The organism is Collinsella sp. AF11-11 (assembly GCF_003465485.1).
In the GTDB taxonomy this organism is placed as follows: Bacteria; Actinomycetota; Coriobacteriia; order Coriobacteriales; family Coriobacteriaceae; genus Collinsella.
In genome coordinates, this window is the sequence record NZ_QSAS01000016.1 from 23930 (window position 1) to 41832 (window position 17903).

Genomic DNA, 17903 nt, shown 5'->3' on the forward strand with positions numbered 1-17903 from the left:
CAAAGCGCATCCCTCACCAAGACTCAAAGTCATCATGTTGGAAAATGCTCATCTGTCGGAAGGAGTCGCTGTGGCAAAACAGCGCGTTACGATCGCAGACGTCGCTCGAGAGGCGGGCACCTCGACGGCAAGCGTCTCGTATTACCTCAACGACAAACGAGAAAAGCTTAGCGAGAAGACGCAGGCAAAGATTGCGCGCGTCATCAAGGAACTCGGATACGTTCCCAACGCCCAAGCGCAAACGCTCACCGGCAAGCAGACCCACGTCATCGCCATCATCATCTTGGATAACACCAACAAATGGGCGGGCCTCGTCCTCAACGGCATGGAGCAGGTCATGCTCCCCGCGGGCTACCAGACGGTCGTTTGCACGAGCAACTTTAACCCCGAGACCGAGCTCATGTATGTCGACAAAATGCTCTCACTGGGCGTCGATGGTTTTATCATCCAGCCCACGGCAAATTTCAAGGCAGTCCACGACCGCATCAAGCGCGCCGGCAAGCCCGTCGTCTTTTTTGACGCGGCCATCTACAGCCCAGGCACCAGCTGGATCAAAACCAACCTCTACGACGGCGTGTACAATGCCACGCAGGCGCTTCTCGACGCCGGCTACGAAGACTTCTTTTCCATCGCCGCCAACATGACCGAAATGCGCACTCGCATGGAACGTTTTCAGGGATATGCCGAGGCATTGGCCGCGAATGGGCAGCTCTACAAAGCCATCCCCATCGATCACAACAAGCCGTCAATCAACGAGCTCACCGAATACTTTAAATACAAGTTCAACCCCGCCAAGCGCACGCTCATCTTTGTCCAAAACCAATGGGCGCTCCCCCGCGTCTACAAGGCACTTCAGCCCATGGCCCATCTGCTTCCGCAGCAAATCGGCCTTTTGGGACTCAACTGCGAAGACTGGACTAATCTCACCACACCGACCGTCTCCACCATCATCGAGCCCGTCGACCAGGAAGGTCGCGAAGCAGCCGAGATGCTGCTCGCCCTACTTGACGGCAGCAGCGAACCCGGCGAGCAGCGCATTCTCGAGTGCAAGCTCAACTGGCTCGACTCCACCTCGATCTAGACCGCGGGACAAATAAATCAGGAGTGTTTGTCCCAAATCTTAAGTATTTGTTCGATAGAACGGCCCCTGCCGGCTCCTGCTAGACTGGTAGATTCCGAACCGTCCATCCAGGAGCCCCCATGTCACGCAAGTCCGCCTACAAGCAAGTACTCTCCATCGGCACCGCCGTGGTGCTGGGGTTTGCGCTGTTCACAGGGTCGCTCGACGGAGCGCCCAAGCTGCTCTCGCCGCAAAGCGATGAGCAGGCGGCTGCTCTGGCCGAGAAGCAAAGCGAGAGCCCCAACCGCACCGACGACGAAGCGGACTTGGTCGCCCGGCTCGAATCGGGAACAGCGAGCTCCACGGACTCCGAAGATGATCAGGACTCCGGCGATGGCTCTGAATCCGCCACGACCGACACCGCTGACGATGCCTCTTCAAACGTCACCCCCATCGACGAGGTCGAAAACCCCGATCTCGACCGCGCCCGCGGCGTATATCTCAGCAGCATTCCCGACTACGCCGGCAACCCCTACGTTGCCCTTCGCGCCGACAGCACGCACCCGCTCGGCACACCGTCGTTCACGCTCGATGAATACGAGCGCGCCACCGAAGAGGGCTGCTTTAAGAAGTTCTCCAAACTCGACAGCCTGGGCCGCACCCGCAAAGCGCTCGCCTGTGTGGGCCCCGAATCGCTCGGTCAGGGCAAGCGCGGCGACATCTCGCGCATCCACCCCGCCGGATGGCACCAGCAGCGCTACGACTTTATTCCGGGTCAGAGCGTCTACAACCGCTGCCACCTTATCGCTTGGTCGCTCTGCGGCGAAAACGCCAACCGCAAGAATCTGCTCACCGGCACACGCTATCTCAACGAGACGGGCATGTTGCCGTTTGAGGAGCAAATCCTCGACTATATCCGCGACACGGGCAACCACGTGCTCTATCGCGTCACGCCCATGTACAACGAAGAGGAGCTCGTCTGCCGTGGCGTACGCCTCGAGGCGCAATCGGTCGAGGACCACGGCAAGACGCTGTGCTTCCACGTATATTGCTACAACCTGCAGCCGCATGTGCAGATCGACTACGCCACCGGCCGCAACCAGGCATCCGGAGACTAGTGCCGACCGCGTCGCCCGTAACCAAAAAATGATCCGTTTTCCTCCGTCCCCCAGGGATCAAAAAGGGCCGCCCTGGATTGCCCAGAGCGGCCCTTGCACCGGCATGCATGTTGCAGGCAACGCCACGCGCTACTTGGCGCGACCCTCCTCATAGCGCTCGACCAGGTTGGCCTGAACGTCATAAGGCACCTGCTCGTAGCCTGCAGGCTTCATGGTAAAGTCGCCCGTGCCGCGCGTAATGGAGCGCAGGCGCGTCGAATAATCCGTCAGCTCGGCCAGCGGCGCCTGGGCGATGACCACGGTGTCACCGCGCTCATCGGTCTCCATGCCCGTCACGCGACCGCGCGAGGCCGAGATGTCGCCCATCACGGCGCCGGCGTAGCTCTCGGGGATCGTCACCGTGATTTCCTCGATGGGCTCCAGTACCACCGGATCGGCATCGGCACATGCCTTGCGCAGGCCAATGCGAGCCGCCGCGCGGAACGCCATCTCGTTGGAGTCGACGCTGTGATACGAACCGTCGTACACCGCGACGCGAATGCCCGTGAGCGGGTAGCCGGCAATAATACCGTCCTTCATGGTCTCCTGGACGCCCTTGTCCACGGCGGGAATCAGCGAGCGCGGGATGCGGCCACCCACGACCTCGTCAACAAACTCATAGCCGTCGCTCGTGCCGTCGGGCCCAATGAGCGGCTCCACGCGCAGCCAGCAGTCGCCATACTGACCGGCACCACCGGTCTGCTTCTTGTGTCGGCCCTGTGCGCTCGCCGTGCGGCGGATGGTCTCGCGATACGGAATACGGATCGGCACGCTCTTGGCAGCAACCTTGGTGCGGTCCTCAAGGCGATTGAGCAGCACCGAAACCTGTGCCTCGCCCACCGCCGAGATGATGGTCTGGCCGGTCTCTTCGTCGCGGTCGATGCTCATGGTCGGATCGGCCTTGCACGCCTTCTCGATAAACGTATAGAGCTTCTCCTCGTCGCCGCGGTTCTCGGCCTCGATGGCAATGCGGTACTGCGAGTTGGGGAACTTAAACGCCGCCGCCTCGACCTTACCGGTAATGGAGAGCGTGTCACCCGTCTCGGCCGCCAGCTTGGGCGCCACGATGATATCGCCGGCATAAGCGTGGCCGACCTCGGTCATGTCACGACCGCACATCACATACAGGTGAGCCAGACGCTCGCCCTTGCGCGTGCGCGCGTTGATCAGCTCAAGGCCGGGCTCAAGCGTACCCGTCAGCACCTTGATAAAGCTGATGCGGCCCTGCTGCGGGTCGGCCAGGGTCTTAAACACAAACGCCACCGGGCGGTCATCATCACTCGAGATCTTGAGCGAATCGCCGTCGATGAGCGGCATCTCGCCGTAGTCAGTCGGCGCCGGGAAGTACGTGGCGATGTCGTCCATCAGCGAGTTGACGCCCTGCTCCTTAATGCAATCGCCCGCAAAGACCGGCACAAAGATGCGCTCGGCGATCGCCTTAGACAGCAGGCCTTCAAGCTCCTCCTGCGTCAGCGTCTCCTCGCCTTCCAAGTATTTCATCATCAGCTCGTCGTCAGCCTCGGCCACCAGCTCGCACAGATGGTCATGGGCCTCCTCGGCCTGGGCACGATACTCCTCGGGAATCTCCGACTCAACGGCCTCGGCGCCGTTGCAGTGGCGCGCCTTCATGCGCACTAGGTCGATGATGCCGTCAAAGTCCTCGCCCTCGCCCCAGGGAAGAGTCACGGCGCCCAGGCGCGTACCAAAGCGCTCCTGCAGCAGGTCCATTGTGGTCGCAAAGCTGGCCTCGGAGCGCGACAGGCGGTTTACGAACACCGCACGCGCCAGACGCAGGTCCTCGGCGGCATACCAGAGCTTAACCGTCGTAGGCTGCGGGCCGGCCTCGGCGTCGACCACAAACAGAGCCGTCTCGCAGACGCTCATCGCGGCATAGGCGTCGCCGATAAAATCGGGGTAGCACGGGGCATCGAGCACATTGATACGAGCGCCCTTCCAGTCGATCGGCGCAATGGTCGTCGAGATGGAAAACGCACGCTTGACCTCTTCGGGGTCATAGTCGAGCGTGGGCTTGGTGCCGTCGTGGCCGCCCAGGCGGGCGGTCTTGCCGGAAAGGTGGAGCATGACCTCGGCGAGTGAAGTCTTGCCCACCCCGCCTTGGCCTACGAGCACCACGTTCCTTACGTTACCGGTCTTGGGAGCACCCATGATGACCTCCTTGCAGGGCCGCGCGCAATGCGCGACGCCAACGGGGAGAGTTCGCGGTCGGTGCCGTCCCGGGAGCAGCATGGTCGGCAGCCGAGCCGACTCACCCTCCAAATGTCCTATGCCACCACCCTACCCTCACGGGCGGCTGTCCATGCATACCTTTCGGCACACGTATGAATACAGGCGGCGAGAGGAAGAGACAAGCTTGTGAGGCAATTATTGAACCCCGTCGATGTAAACAAAAAGCCGCCACAGACCGTAAGACCTGTGGCGGCTTCGCCTCAATTAATAGTTGAGTAAATACCTGAGCCTATCCCTCGATACGGCTCAAGAACTCACGCGTGCGCCGCTCGCACGGATGGTCGATGACCTGCTCGGCAGGACCCTCCTCGACAATACGACCGCCATCCATAAAGACCACGCGGTCGGCAACATCGCGCGCAAACTGCATTGCGTGGGTCACGATCACCATCGTCATGTTCTGCGCAGCGAGGTCCTTAATGACACGCAGCACCTCGGCCGTCAGCTCGGGATCGAGCGCCGAGGTCGGCTCGTCAAAGAACAAGATTTCCGGGTCGAGCGCCAGGGCGCGGGCAATACTCACGCGCTGCTGCTGGCCGCCCGAAAGCTCACATGGCACCTTGTTCTCATTGCCCGTAAGCCCCATCTGTGCAATAAGCTCGTGTGCGCGGGCCTCCGCCTGCTCGCGCGGGCGCTTAAGCACGCGGATCGGTGCATCGGTGATGTTTTTCATCACGGTATAGTGCGGGAACAGATTGTAGTTCTGAAACACCAGACCAAACCGCGAGCGCGCCTGTTTAGGTACATCGCCCTTTGCGTACACCGCGCCCGAACCCGCATCCGTCGCGACGGCAAGGTCGCCAAACGAGAGCGAGCCACCATCGAGCGTCTCGAGCAGCGTGGCACAGCGCAGCAGCGTGGACTTACCGCCGCCCGAAGGCCCGATAATCGCCACGACCTCGCCACGCTTTACCTCGAGCGAGATATCCTTGAGCACCTCATTGCCGCCAAACGCCTTGCGTGCGTTCGCTATATTCATTACCGTTCCGGACACGGGAACCTCCATGTGTTTGAAAAGCACGACGGAACAGGCTAGTCGTGGTAGTAGTCAAGTCGCTTTTCGGCAGCGCCAAGCAGCATCTCGACGACGAAGTTAAAGACCCAGTAAATCAGCGCCGCGATTGCAAACGGCACCATGCTCACCTGCGAGGCGACCAGCGCCTTGGCCGTCGAGAACATCTCGCCCACGCCAATGGCAAATGCCAGCGACGTATCCTTGACCAGTGTGATGATCTCGTTGCCCATCGCCGGCAAAATGCGCTTGGCGACCTGCGGCATCACGATATACAGAAACGTCTGCATGCGCGAGTAGCCCAGCACCTCGGCAGCCTCGTATTGACCGCGCGGAATGGACTGCAGGCCCGAGCGATAGATCTCGGCAAAGTAACCGGCGTAGTTGATGATGAACGCCACGACGCACGCCGTCCACTTGGAATCGGGCGTGAGTGAAATGCCAAACACGTAGTACGGGGCAAAGTAGATGGCAAACATCTGCAACATGAGCGGCGTACCGCGCATGACCGAAATGTAGATGCGCGCGATCCAGCGAAGCGGCGCAATTTTGCTCATGCGCATAAACGCCACGGGGATTCCCAGCGGAATCGACCCCAGCAGCGTCAGCACAAACAGCTGCAAACTGACCAAGAATCCTTGGCCAAGCATCTGCATCATGACTTGGATAGACAACCTACCCTCTCTTTCACAGCAACAGTACAGCGGTTTTTACTCTCAAATAGGCACAGTGCCCAAGATTGCGAGCGACAAGCCCGACGAAGCGTACTTTGGTACGCGAGGAGGGTTGGAGCCGCAAGATTCATACGGGTTTTCCAGGTGCCCGAGGTTGCCGCGAAAGAGGAGCGACGCGTACTTTTGTACGCGAGCGACGGTTTGAGCGGCAAGATCGGGTGCCTGGGAAAGCCGTTATTTGAGAACCCAGTTGTCGAAGGAAAGACCGTATTCTGCATACTTGTCGCACAGGTCCTTGACCGTGCCGTCCTCGTAGAGCGCCTTGAGCGACTCGGTCACGGCATCGGCGGACTTGGTGTCGCCCTTCTTAAAGCCAACGGCGTAGTGCTCGCTGGACAGCGGCTTGTCGAGCTGCGTATAGGCATCGGGCTTGGCGGCAAGCTGATACTGGGCAATCGAAAGGTCGCAAGCCACGGCATCGACCGCGCCGCTCTCGAGCTGCATAAAGGCCGTGTTGTACTCGCCGATGGTATCGAGCGTGGCAAACGTCGCGGCCAGATCCTTCTGGTCGCCCTCGAGCACATCCTGCGCAGCGGAATCGGTCTGAGTGATCACGGTCTTGCCAGCGAGATCGTCCCAGCTCTTGATACCCGCGTCCTTCTTGACCACGAGCACTTGCTCGTTGAGCATGTACGGCTCGGAGAACGTGTAGCCGTCCTCACGGCCCTCCATGGTAAAGCCGTTCCAGATGCAGTTGATGGCGCCGGAGTTGAGCAGCGTGTCCTTGGCATCCCAATCGATGGCCTCGTAATCGACATCCCAGCCCTGCTTATCGGCAACGGCCTTGGCAAGGTCAAGGTCAAAGCCCGTGTACTCGCCGTCATCGCCCACAAAGCCGTACGGAGGGTAGGACTTGTCAAAGCCCACCACGAGCTTCTTGGACTCCGCGGCGCCCTTCACATCCTTGGCCGCGGCAGAACCAGCAGCGGAGCCCTTGCCAGCACCACCGCCGCAGCCGACAAGACCAAGGCCGAGCACCGTGGCGAGCGAGCCGGCTAGACCAACAAACTGACGACGAGACATATCGGTATTCATGGTATTCCCCCTCGATAGCACTTTAGTTAGGTAAAGTGAGTCATGTAACGTTCAGAATCATACACTCTACCTTGATAAAGTACAAGGGAGGGTTTGCCCGCCGGGCAAACGTCGTTGGACTTATCGCTGACAGGAAATGACCGCTTGCATATCGCCCGCTGGCTTGGCACGGTACAATTGCTTCGGACTTTTCTTTTATTTAATAGTGGGGTTAATTCATGGCAGAATCTCGTGCGGAGCGTAGGGCTCGTCGTGCTTTGATCGAAGCGACTGAAGGGTCGGAGGAGAAAAAATCTTCTAAGAAATCCAAGTCGTCTCAGGATGCGAAGGGCAAGGCTAAGGCCAAGCGCCCCAGTTCTCGTCGGAGCGAGGACAAGGCATCTCAGACTCGCTTCAAGCGCTCGCATAAAGATCCGGTTTCGTCTGCGTGCAAGGCTGTGGACCCCAAGTCTCCCTGTTCAATCATGAAAGCTTGCGGTGGGTGCACGGCGCTCAATCGTCCTTATAAGAAGCAGTTGGCAGCCAAGCAGGCTGCCATGGAGGAGCTTTTTGCCTCGCTTTGCGAGCGTGAGGGCATTGCTGTCGATCCTATTCGCGGTATGGGAGTCACCCTGGGAGACCCGGGCAAATATCCTGCGCCGCGTGGTTTTCGTCATAAGGCTGCCACTCCGTTTGCTCCCGGCAAAGAGGGCGCTGTCCGCTGCGGCTTTTTTGAACGTGGGACACACAGAATCGTTGCTGTTCCTGAATGCCCTGTCGAGGCGCCGGGGGCCCGCCAGATTCTCAACGGCATCGCTCGCGAGGCCGAACGTCTGCATATTCCTGCCTTTAACGAAGACAAGCATCTGGGCTTGCTCCGCTATGCCGTCGTCCGCTGCGGTTGGCGTACCGACCAGATTATGGTCACCCTCGTGACCGCTCAGCGCGACTTGCCGCATGCGCAGGAGTTCTTTGAGGCTGTCGCCGCACTCGATCCGCATATCGTCACCGTCGCCCAAAACATCAACGGGCGCCCCGGCAACGCCATCCTAGGCGAGGAGACCCGTATCGTGTACGGTGCCGAGTGCATGCGCGACCAGCTACTCGGTTGCGAGTTCGATATCTCCCCCACCGCGTTCTACCAGACCAACCCGCAGCAGACCGAGCTGCTCTACCAGCTCGCCATCGACGGCATGGACCTGCGTCAGGGCGACGTGCTTATGGATGCCTACTGCGGCAGCGGCACCATCGGTCTTTGCGCAGCTAAAGATGCCCAGAACAAGGGTATCGGCATCATGCTGCTCGGCGTAGAGCGCAATCCGGCGGGCATTGCCGACGCGCGCCGCAATGCCGAGCTCAACGGCCTTACCCGCAGCGCCTGGTTTATGGCCGACGATGCCACCGATTACATCCTAGACGCCGCCGACAACGACGAGCGGGTCGATGTCCTTTCCATCGACCCACCGCGCGCCGGCTCTACCCCCGAGTTCCTCGAAGCTGCCTGCGCACTTAAGCCGCGCCGCATCACCTATATCAGCTGCAACCCCGTGACCCAAGAGCGCGACCTGCACCAGCTCCTCGACGGAGGCTATCGCCTGCTCAAAATCACGCCCGTCGACATGTTCCCCCACACCGACCATACCGAAACCGTAGCGGTCCTCGAACGCCGCTAATTCTCCGGCACAAGAAAGGGGGCGACCCGTCTGGGCCGCCCCCTTCGCTTGGTTTATAAACTCCGCTACATCCCCTTGCGCAGATCGCACACGCCGGCTGCCGCCATCTCGCGCAGCAGCGTCTCGCGGTCGCGCGTCACGATCAAATCCAGCGGGAAGTGAATCTCGTCGAGCATCTTGCGCGCGTGATCGAGCTTGCCAATGGCCATGCCAATGTGGGCATCGGTCGACACGCCAATACCCACGCCCAGCTCGGCGCAACGCTCGGCAATCTTGCGGCATACGGCCCAATGCTCAGTGTCGACACCGTGTTCAAGACTATGGTTGTTGATCTCGATAATCTTGTGCTTGGCCTTAGCCGCCAGCAGCACCTCGTCGATATCGAACGACACGCCCGAGCGACCCGTGTGGCCCAGCATAAACACCTTGGGGTGCTCCAGGGCATTGATATACATCTCGGTCGTCTGGGCCAGTGCCGCGCCTTCAGCAATCTGCGGATTATGCACGCTCGCAACCAAATAATCCAAATTACGCGTAACCAAATCGAACAGTGAATGCTGACGGCTGTACGAATCGCCGGCGATATCGAGCGTGACAGGAGTGTCCTCGCCAAACAGGCTTCCGTCCATCGAAACGATATCGGCCTCGGCACCACGCAGCACTAGCACGCCGCTCCATATGCGCGGCCAGATATCCTGGTTGATAAAGAACTGGTAACTGCGCAGGTCATCGGGACAAGCCGAAACCATAGAGCTCAGGTGATCGGCAGATCCGAGTACCTGCAGGCCGCGCTCTGCCGCCCAGTACACATTCTCCTCAATGGTCGAATATGCATGCGCAGAAAACATCGTATGGGTATGAATGTCACAAGAAAGAAGGTAGGGCATCGGGTCTCCTTATCCGGCATGGCCGTCGCGTATATTCATTGTACGCATAGCCTTCGGCAGTCGTAAAACTGCTTCATCCCAATCACACAACGGCATAGACAACGGGGTCTGGCTTAGCACCAAACCCCGTTTCACGTAAAACATTGTAAGCAGAGCGCTTTACTTTCGACGATATTCGTCGGCCAGTTGCTTCCAGGCAGGCAACGAATTGACGATGGTCTCGTAGCTCACACAGTAGCCAAGGCGGAACCAGCCCGGCATGCCAAAGCTATCCGAAGGCACCGCGAGCAGCTCATACTTCTTCGCGCGCTCGCAGAAAGCGTTCGCATCGGGCTCCAGCGCCTTCACCCACAGGTAGAATGCACCATCCGGCTCAACATAGGTGTAGCCGTACTCCGCCAGTGCATCGGTAAGCGCGGTGCGGTTGCGCGCATAGGCCTCAACGTCACTCGGCTCATCGATGCAATCAATAATCACGCGCTGGAAGAGCGCCGGAGCGCACACGAAGCCCAGCGTACGGGCGGCACCGGCAACAGCCGGCATCAGACGCGCCGCCTGCGGGTTGGTGTTGGGAACCAAAATCCAGCCCACGCGCTCGCCCGGCAGCGACAGCGACTTGGAGTACGAATAGCACACGACGGCGTGCTCGTAAATCGAGGGCACCCAAGGCACCTCGGCGCCGTATACAATCTCGCGATACGGTTCATCCGAGATAAGCATAATCGGGTTCTCGGGATCGCGCTTGGCGTTGACCTCGCACAAAACTTTAGCCAGGCGCGTCAAGGTATCGCGCGTATACACAGCGCCGGTCGGGTTATTGGGCGAGTCGATGATGACGGCAGTCGTCTTATCGGTAATCGCCTTGAGCACGTTGTCCACGCTCAGCTGGAACGCATCTTCATCGGCGAGCGCCTCAACACACGTACAGCCGGCCTTCTCAATCCAAACGCGATACTCCGGAAAGTATGGGGCGATAACAATAACCTCGTCGCCCGGGTTCGTAACGGCGTTGAGCGTGCAGGTGAGCGAAGCCGCGGCACCCACCGTCATAAAGACGTCTTTGCCCTCATAGTTCGTGCCAAAGCGACGGTTGAGCGAGTCGGCGACGGCCGCTCGACATTGCGGCAGACCCGGCGCAGGCGTGTATCCATGCAGCTGGTCGCTCGGCAGCTCCAATGCCTTCTTAATGGACTCAGCCACGGCGGCAGGTGCCGGAACGCTCGGGTTACCCAGCGAAAAATCGAATACGTTCTCCGCACCGATCTGTGCCTTGCGCTCAAGGCCATAGCTAAAGATCTCACGGATGATGGAGCTTTCCGCACCGCGAGCATACATAGTTTCGTTGATCATCTGTTCCCCTTTCGCATAGGCGCTATTGTACGCTTTAGCTGAGCAAAGTGCCGCAGCAATGTTGATTGGGGACAGACTTAAATGCGTGAAAACGCTCATTTAAGTCTGTCCCCAATCAACATATCGCTCAAAAGAAAAAGCCTCCACAGGTTTCCCCGCAGAGGCTTTCGCTACAAGAACTATTTGTCGGCGTCGGTGTTGCCGTCAGCGTTGACAGCATTGCCATCACCGGCATCATCGGATGCGGCTTCGGCATCCTCCCGCATGGCCGCCTGCGCAAAGGCCGCAGCATCAGCCGCCAGCTCCTCCTCGCTCATGCGAGGCGAGCACTTCTTGGTCGGCATGCCGGCCGCCTTGGCGTTGCGCTCCTCCTTGGCCGCCAGGATATCGCCCTCGCGCTCAAGGTAAGCATCCCACTCGTTGTCGAGCAGGGCGTTCACGGCGTCGCCTTCGACGGTCTCGCGCTCAAGCAGCACCTTCGCCATCAGATCGAGCTGATCGCGACGGGCATCCAAAATCTCGACCGCACGGCGATGGGCTTCGCGCATGATGCGCTGAACCTCGATATCGATGCGGCGCGCCGTCTCCTCGGAATAATCCTGGTGATCGGCGTAATCGCGGCCCAGGAACACCTGATGCTGCGCCTCGCCAAACACCTGCGTGCCCAGTTCCTCGCTCATGCCCAGACGCGTGACCATCTCGCGCGCCATCTTGGTCGCGCGCTCCAGGTCGTTGCTCGCGCCCGACGTGATGTCGTCGCACATGAGCTCCTCAGCAACGCGACCGCCCAAGAACACGGCAAGCTCATCGAGCATCTCGTTCTTGGTCTTGAGGAAGTGATCCTCCTGCGGAAGCTGCAGTGTGTAGCCCAGAGCCTGGCCACGGCTGACAATCGAAATCTTGTGAACCGGATCGGAGTGCTCGAGGATATGACCCACCAGGGCATGACCGCTCTCGTGGTAGGCAATCGTGGTGCGCTCGGCTTCGGTCATCACGCGACCCTTGCGCTGCGGTCCGGCAATCACGCGCTCCATCGACTCCTCGACCTCGTCCATCGAGATCACGGAACGATGGCGGCGAGCAGCCAAAAGCGCAGACTCATTGAGCAGGTTCGCCAGATCGGCGCCGGTAAAGCCAACGGTCATCTGGGCGAGCTTCTCAAACTTAACGTCCTCGTCCATCGGCTTGTTCTCGGCATGCACGCGCAAGATCTGCTCGCGGCCCTTCACGTCCGGACGGTCGACCGTAACCTGACGGTCAAAACGGCCGGGACGCAGCAGCGCCGGGTCCAAAATATCGGGGCGGTTGGTCGCGGCGATCAGGATGACCGACTCGCTTTCCTCAAAACCGTCCATCTCGACCAGCAGCTGGTTGAGCGTCTGCTCGCGCTCGTCGTGGCCGCCGCCCAAACCGGCTCCACGCTGACGTCCCACGGCATCGATCTCGTCAATAAAGATGATCGACGGAGCCTGAGACTTGGCCTCCTTAAAAAGGTCGCGCACGCGGCTGGCGCCGACACCCACGAACATCTCGACAAAGTCAGAGCCCGAGATACTAAAGAACGGCACGCCCGCCTCGCCGGCAACGGCCTTGGCCAGCAGGGTTTTACCGGTACCCGGAGGGCCCACCAGCAAAACGCCGCGCGGAATCTTGGCACCCAGCTTGCGATAGCGGTCCGGATCGCTCAAAAAGTCGCGGATCTCCTCGAGCTCTTCGACTGCCTCGTCCACGCCGGCAACGTCCTCGAACTTGACCTTGGGGCGCGTGGCCTCGTTGGTCTTGGCGTTGGTCTTGCCAAACTGCATGTTCCTATTATTGGCGCCCATCATCTGGCGCATAAAGTAGAACATGATGGCGATCAGGGCAATCGTCGGAAGCACACTCATCGCCAAGTCGCCCCAAAAATCGGGATCGTTGGTGTTGACGATGTACTTGGTATCGGGGTGCTCCGCCATGAGCTCGGCAAGCGAATCGGAACCGACATAGGTCGAGGAAAAGCTCTTGAGCTCGCTCGTGTCGCCCTTGTCCTTTTTCGTCTTCCAGTAATGACCCGTCACGCTTCCGTCCTGAACCGTATAGGTCAGATCTTCGACGCGATCCTGCTTGATGGCGCTGACCATCTCACTCATCGCGAGCTTTACGGTATTGCTGGAGTTGGCAAAGCCGGAGCCCATGTTAAAGAAGGCGTAACCCAGAAGCGCGCAAGCCAAAAGAAAATACAGCCAGCCCGTACGCGTGGGCTTCTTGCCTCCGGGCATCCCCGGGATCTTTGGGTCCCGGGGAGTCTGGGAATTGTTGTCGTTACGGTCGTCGGGCATCTTACGAATAAACCTCCGGTTTCAAAATGCCCAGATACGGAAGGTTGCGATAGCGCTCGGCATAGTCGAGGCCGTAGCCCACCACAAAGGCATCGGGGCAATGGGTTCCAACATACTTGGGCGTGACGGCCGAGACGCGGTCCTCAACGTCCTTCCACAGGAAGGCGGCGACCTCCAGCGAGGCGGGCTTGCGGCTCTCGAGGTTCTTCATCAGATACTTGAGCGTCAGGCCCGAGTCCAGAATGTCCTCGACGATCAGCACGTCGCGACCGCGGATGTCGATATCCAGGTCCTTAATGATACGCACGATACCCGAGGACTTCACGCCGTCGCCGTAGCTCGAAACAGCCATGAAATCGATGTTGGTCGGCAGCTCGATCTTGCGCATCAGGTCGCCCATAAAGACCACGGCGCCGCGCAGGACCGCAATCAGCACCAGATCCTTACCCGCGTAGTCGCGCGTAATCTGCTCGCCCAAGCGAGAGACGATACCGTCGATATCCTCCTGCGTAAACAGAACCTTCTCGATATCCGGATGTTGAGAAGCCATGACAACCCTTTCTTGTGCTTATCGCCCACGCACCGCCGCATGGACGCGAACTACACATTCTAGCAGCGCACGGGGTATATTTTCCAGCCCGCGCACCATCAGCGCGGGAATACCGTCAACGCCGCACAGAAAAGCTAGTGCGAGGAGCTAATCCGCGTCAACCACGCGAAGCAGATAGGCCACGCGCGTCGCCGCCGTGCACTTAAAACGTTCGTCCGCGCGAACGCCCGCGACCCATACTACGGCACCTCCCGGAGCCGTTCTTACCACGGGTACGCCAGAGCGGTCTGAAACAGGAATGCGCGCCTCGTTCAACAGGTCTGACACTTTCTTGCTTCGACCGCTCATCCCCAACGGGCACATCACGTCTCCCGGCACAGGGCTATCCACCCACAGGCGCGCCAATCGCGCCTCGGCGGGAATCTCCCCGCGCGAGCCGGCTAGCATCCGCTCGCTATCGCGGTCGGCGAACCCCAGGGCCGCCGCATCCACCAAGGCCGCAACCTCTCCGTCAGCAGCAAGCTCGCGGGCACGGTGCACGATATCGCGCCCCGGCTCCACAGCCATCGGCTCTGCTGTCAGCATACGCCCCGCCCCCAGCGGCAGACGACCGGGAACGGAGATCCAGTCGGCCACTAAACCCTCGCGCGCCGCCGGAGCCTTGAATGACAGCATGCCAAACTCAATGCGTGCGTCAATCCCCGCCGGAAGCGTGACCGAGCCGGCGCCCTCGGCAACGCAGGAAAGGACTCGCTCCACATGTCGCATCTCTGGACGAGCGTCCGGATCGATGCGTTTAATCGCCAGTCTCACGATGCGCCGCGCGATTACCACCTCAGCCGCGGCCAGTCGACGAGCGTCAAGGACCAGTGCACCCGCCGCCTCCTTACGCAGGCAGCTTCGGAACGCCTGTGCGGAAAGCTGGGAAAGAAAGGCATCCTCATCGCCTAAGATCTCGCAGGCGGCGCCAATCGTCTTACAGACGCTCGCGTTGCGCTGCGCCACCACCGGCATCACTCGATGGCGCACATAGTTACGCAAGTATGACACGTCCTCGTTGCTCTCGTCCTCTCGCCACGGCTGACCATGCACCTGCAAATAGCCCACGAGCTCATCATGAGTCAGGTCGAGCAGGGGACGCACCACGATATTCCTCCGGCGAGGAATGCTCGATAGGCCAGCGGGCCCCGAACCCTTAATCGCGTTCATCAAAAACGTTTCCGCGCGATCCGAAGACGTGTGCGCAGTGCAGATACGAGCCGCCGTTCGCGGTGCCCCCGTCTGGACGCAGAGCTCGCGAACATACCTCCGCGCCGCGGCATAGCGCACCTCGCGGGCGGCCGCCTCGATATTGCCCGATTCATCATCAAAATAGGCATGCTCAACACACAGCGGCAAGCCATATTGTGCGCATAGGCCGCGCACGAAGGCCTCGTCGCCATCGGATGCCTCGCCGCGCAGATGATGGTTCACATGCAGCACGTGTAGTCGCTCGCGCGCGATGGGGGCTACACCACGCCCATCCAGAATATCCAACTTTGATGTGCATGCCATAAGGAGCAAAGCCGTCGAGTCCGCACCACCTGATACCATGAGCACCACGGGGGCAGCGGCCTGCCGCGTTGCCAGGGCGCTCTTATCCGTCCTCGGCGCGGCATGATGTCCATAGTGCTGAGATACCGTTGGCATTCGCTTCCTCCTCTATTCGTCCGCACCCATTGTATCCTTTGGAATCTTATGTCTCGCCTGCACCTTCATATCCTCGGCAGCGGCTCAAAAGGCAACTGCGCACTCGTCGAGGGACCTCAGGGGCTCATCATGATCGACAACGGCCTGTCCCGCCGCGAGACACTTAAACGCATGGCGGAGCTTGGCCTCTCGGCAGACGACGTCGCCGCTCTTGTAATCACCCATGAGCATGGTGACCATATCAAGGGGCTCGATGTATGGTGCAAGCACTGGCATGGTCCCCTCTTTGCCAGCAGGGACACCCTTTCATGCAAAGAAAACCTCGCGCACCTGCCCGTAGAGGAATTTGACCCCGGCGACACGCTCCCCATTGCCGGCATCCACGTGCAAACCTACTCAACATCGCACGATGTCATCAATCCGGTCGGCTATCGAATTAATGCTCTCGATGATTCCATTGGGTTTGCCACCGACACCGGAGAGTTATCGAGCAAGGCCATAGGCATCCTCAAAGACTGTCGAGTTCTCGCGCTCGAAAGTAACCACGATGTAACTATGTTGCGCGAAGGACCGTACCCACGCTTTCTTCAGGAGCGCATCCTGTCCACAAAGGGGCACCTCTCCAACAACCAGGCCGCCGAAGCCGCGCGAGAACTTGTTACCGATCGCACCGAACAGCTCATCGCCATGCATATCAGCCAGGACAATAATCGTCCAAGCCTTACCGTTAAAAGCTATGCCAACGCGCTTGATGCAAGTCTCGATGATGAACTCGGCAGTTCTGCCACCCGTCTTCAAGGGCCACGGAAGCTCTCGATACGCCCTGCAAGCCAGTATCAACCGACAACCATTCAATAGCCCCTCAAGACAACAAGGGGGGCTGGGAATTACTTCCCAGCCCCCTTAACTCATACTCTCGATTGAAGCAGAGCCATCGTTAGTCGATGGAAATCTTCGTAACGTTCTTCTTCTCGACAATCTTGGGAACCGTAACGGTAAGGATGCCGTCAGCGTACTTTGCAGAAAGGCCCTCGCTCGAAGCATCCTTCAGGTACACACCGCGCGTCGCGCTGTACGAACTAAACTCCTTCTGCAGGAAGTTCTTGCCCTCGTTCTCGTCGCCTTCCTCAACATTCACGCTAATGGAAAGACGACCCTCATTGAGCTCAACGTCGATGTCGTCCTTCGCGACGCCAGTCAAATAAGCCTTGACCTCGTAGCCATCGCCCTTGTCCTCAACGTCAACGGGGAACGCCTTGGAGGCAATCGAGCTATTCGCCAGGTCGGTCATGTCATCAAACAAATCGAACAGCGAACTTGCAGAAGGACGGACGCCAAAAACCGAACGATAAGGAACCATGCTTGCCATGTTTACCACTCCTTGTAAGGACTGCCGAGTCATCTTCTAGGTGACTGGGACTTCTTTTGACGCTGTTATATATGCCCAGCCGCTTCTTATATATACATCGACTATAAAGTTTTTTGAGTCTATTGATATAAGCATATCTAAGTCTGGTTGACTAAGGTTTTGTCTAATAAACGGAATTTGAACGTAGGCTTAAATAATGTATGCAATCCCATCAAAACTAGACGGCTGGCTTACAATGGGCGCATACACGATATTGATGACGAACTAAGGGCATCATGGACGATCAAAAACAGGACAACACGTTTATGCCGGAGCAGGACGAAGCATCCAGCCCGCAACCGATTCGATTCCATCGCCCCCACATCTCGCAAGAGCCTATCAATGACCCAGAGCCCAAATATGTGACAAGAAACCGATATCAAACACTCGAAGAAGCGCAAACGGGGCGCAAACATATGGGCGTCGCCTCGGGAGACCCTGTATATCTGAAAGACGCACCATTATCTAAAAACAGCGCAGCTAGTGATGAGCCGATGAAAGCATCCGCCGCTCATCAACAAAGAGGGCCTCGACCCAAGCAAACCTTGACGCATTCGGCTCGCTATCTCGAAACGCCAAAACAGGGAAAGTCAATCTTCGTTTCGTCAAGTAAACGACGCAAGCAGCATCAGCTGACAATCCTGCTTATGATCATTGCGGCCATAGCAGTTGCCCTTGTTATACGATTTATTTTCTTTAAATAAAGGCTCAATACCAAAAACAACAAGATCGTCTGGTGTAATTGAGTCATTTACACCCCGTAAACGCAAAAAAGGGGGAGGCCGCGAGGCCTCCCCCTTCTTC

General features: G+C 58.9%; 15 protein-coding genes. 5 read left to right on the plus strand and 10 right to left on the minus strand.

Going from position 1 to position 17903, the window contains the following annotated elements; genetic code table 11:
* Window positions 1-70: 70 nt before the first annotated feature.
* Entirely contained in the window at window positions 71-1081 is a 1011-nt protein-coding gene (locus tag DWV58_RS08510; protein WP_233540547.1) for a LacI family DNA-binding transcriptional regulator, read from the plus strand.
* 119 nt (window positions 1082-1200) lie between these two features.
* The gene (locus DWV58_RS08515) at window positions 1201-2178 is read left to right on the plus strand and encodes a DNA/RNA non-specific endonuclease (protein ID WP_117776822.1); all 978 of its coding nucleotides are present in this window, start codon (window positions 1201-1203) and stop codon (window positions 2176-2178) included.
* Window positions 2179-2307: 129 nt separating this feature from the next.
* Here DWV58_RS08515 and DWV58_RS08520 read toward each other — a convergent pair whose 3' ends face one another.
* From DWV58_RS08520 to DWV58_RS08535, 4 genes are all read right to left on the minus strand, one after another.
* Window positions 2308-4383 carry a translation factor GTPase family protein gene (locus DWV58_RS08520; RefSeq protein WP_117776823.1) on the minus strand — a complete coding sequence of 692 codons (2076 nt, stop codon included), beginning with the start codon at window positions 4381-4383 and terminating at the stop codon, window positions 2308-2310.
* A gap of 310 nt (window positions 4384-4693) precedes the next feature.
* Window positions 4694-5443, minus strand: coding sequence for an amino acid ABC transporter ATP-binding protein (locus DWV58_RS08525; protein ID WP_199586058.1), 750 nt, complete (start codon window positions 5441-5443; stop codon window positions 4694-4696).
* Between the two features lie 53 nt (window positions 5444-5496).
* Window positions 5497-6150, minus strand: coding sequence for an amino acid ABC transporter permease (locus DWV58_RS08530; RefSeq protein ID WP_233540548.1), 654 nt, complete (start codon window positions 6148-6150; stop codon window positions 5497-5499).
* A 234-nt stretch (window positions 6151-6384) separates the two neighbouring features.
* Window positions 6385-7245: a transporter substrate-binding domain-containing protein gene (locus tag DWV58_RS08535; protein WP_117776825.1), complete on the minus strand. Its 861-nt coding sequence runs from the start codon at window positions 7243-7245 to the stop codon at window positions 6385-6387.
* Between the two features lie 218 nt (window positions 7246-7463).
* Here DWV58_RS08535 and rlmD point away from each other — a divergent pair, with 218 nt between their 5' ends.
* Window positions 7464-8897, plus strand: coding sequence for a 23S rRNA (uracil(1939)-C(5))-methyltransferase RlmD (rlmD, locus tag DWV58_RS08540; protein ID WP_117776826.1), 1434 nt, complete (start codon window positions 7464-7466; stop codon window positions 8895-8897).
* A gap of 65 nt (window positions 8898-8962) precedes the next feature.
* Here the strand turns inward: rlmD and DWV58_RS08545 are convergent, their stop codons facing one another.
* The 5 genes from DWV58_RS08545 to tilS all read right to left on the minus strand — a co-directional run bounded on the left by DWV58_RS08545 (window position 8963) and on the right by tilS (window position 15691).
* On the minus strand, window positions 8963-9784 hold the full coding sequence (locus DWV58_RS08545; RefSeq protein ID WP_117776827.1) for a phosphatase: 822 nt from the start codon (window positions 9782-9784) through the stop codon (window positions 8963-8965).
* A 159-nt stretch (window positions 9785-9943) separates the two neighbouring features.
* A complete protein-coding gene (locus tag DWV58_RS08550) occupies window positions 9944-11134 on the minus strand; it encodes a pyridoxal phosphate-dependent aminotransferase (protein WP_117776828.1) in 1191 nt (396 codons plus the stop codon).
* Window positions 11135-11313: 179 nt separating this feature from the next.
* Window positions 11314-13392 (minus strand): ATP-dependent zinc metalloprotease FtsH, encoded by a 2079-nt coding sequence (gene ftsH / locus DWV58_RS08555; protein ID WP_233540549.1) that lies wholly within the window; start codon window positions 13390-13392, stop codon window positions 11314-11316.
* 61 nt (window positions 13393-13453) lie between these two features.
* Window positions 13454-14002, minus strand: coding sequence for a hypoxanthine phosphoribosyltransferase (hpt, locus tag DWV58_RS08560; RefSeq protein WP_117757872.1), 549 nt, complete (start codon window positions 14000-14002; stop codon window positions 13454-13456).
* A gap of 147 nt (window positions 14003-14149) precedes the next feature.
* On the minus strand, window positions 14150-15691 hold the full coding sequence (gene tilS, locus DWV58_RS08565; protein ID WP_199586056.1) for a tRNA lysidine(34) synthetase TilS: 1542 nt from the start codon (window positions 15689-15691) through the stop codon (window positions 14150-14152).
* Window positions 15692-15739: 48 nt separating this feature from the next.
* On the opposite strand from tilS, the gene DWV58_RS08570 reads away from it, so the two are divergent.
* Entirely contained in the window at window positions 15740-16549 is an 810-nt protein-coding gene (locus DWV58_RS08570) for an MBL fold metallo-hydrolase (protein ID WP_117776830.1), read from the plus strand.
* 79 nt (window positions 16550-16628) lie between these two features.
* On the opposite strand, the gene DWV58_RS08575 is transcribed toward DWV58_RS08570, so the two are convergent.
* Window positions 16629-17060: an Hsp20/alpha crystallin family protein gene (locus tag DWV58_RS08575; RefSeq protein ID WP_117776831.1), complete on the minus strand. Its 432-nt coding sequence runs from the start codon at window positions 17058-17060 to the stop codon at window positions 16629-16631.
* 275 nt (window positions 17061-17335) lie between these two features.
* Between DWV58_RS08575 and DWV58_RS08580 the strand changes: the two genes are divergently transcribed.
* The gene (locus DWV58_RS08580; RefSeq protein WP_117582923.1) at window positions 17336-17803 is read left to right on the plus strand and encodes a hypothetical protein; all 468 of its coding nucleotides are present in this window, start codon (window positions 17336-17338) and stop codon (window positions 17801-17803) included.
* The last annotated feature ends 100 nt before the right edge of the window (window positions 17804-17903 follow it).

Excerpts from the sequence above, each read along its gene's own strand:
- DWV58_RS08580 (WP_117582923.1), top strand. The coding sequence starts at position 17,336 with ATGGACGATCAAAAACAGGACAACACGTTTATGCCGGAGCAGGACGAA.
- tilS (WP_199586056.1), bottom strand. The coding sequence starts at position 15,691 with ATGCCAACGGTATCTCAGCACTATGGACATCATGCCGCGCCGAGGACG.
- DWV58_RS08545 (WP_117776827.1), bottom strand. The coding sequence starts at position 9,784 with ATGCCCTACCTTCTTTCTTGTGACATTCATACCCATACGATGTTTTCT.
- DWV58_RS08515 (WP_117776822.1), top strand. The coding sequence starts at position 1,201 with ATGTCACGCAAGTCCGCCTACAAGCAAGTACTCTCCATCGGCACCGCC.
- DWV58_RS08570 (WP_117776830.1), top strand. The coding sequence starts at position 15,740 with ATGTCTCGCCTGCACCTTCATATCCTCGGCAGCGGCTCAAAAGGCAAC.
- DWV58_RS08575 (WP_117776831.1), bottom strand. The coding sequence starts at position 17,060 with ATGGCAAGCATGGTTCCTTATCGTTCGGTTTTTGGCGTCCGTCCTTCT.
- DWV58_RS08525 (WP_199586058.1), bottom strand. The coding sequence starts at position 5,443 with ATGAATATAGCGAACGCACGCAAGGCGTTTGGCGGCAATGAGGTGCTC.
- ftsH (WP_233540549.1), bottom strand. The coding sequence starts at position 13,392 with ATGCCCGGAGGCAAGAAGCCCACGCGTACGGGCTGGCTGTATTTTCTT.
- rlmD (WP_117776826.1), top strand. The coding sequence starts at position 7,464 with ATGGCAGAATCTCGTGCGGAGCGTAGGGCTCGTCGTGCTTTGATCGAA.
- DWV58_RS08520 (WP_117776823.1), bottom strand. The coding sequence starts at position 4,383 with ATGGGTGCTCCCAAGACCGGTAACGTAAGGAACGTGGTGCTCGTAGGC.
- hpt (WP_117757872.1), bottom strand. The coding sequence starts at position 14,002 with ATGGCTTCTCAACATCCGGATATCGAGAAGGTTCTGTTTACGCAGGAG.
- DWV58_RS08550 (WP_117776828.1), bottom strand. The coding sequence starts at position 11,134 with ATGATCAACGAAACTATGTATGCTCGCGGTGCGGAAAGCTCCATCATC.
- DWV58_RS08535 (WP_117776825.1), bottom strand. The coding sequence starts at position 7,245 with ATGAATACCGATATGTCTCGTCGTCAGTTTGTTGGTCTAGCCGGCTCG.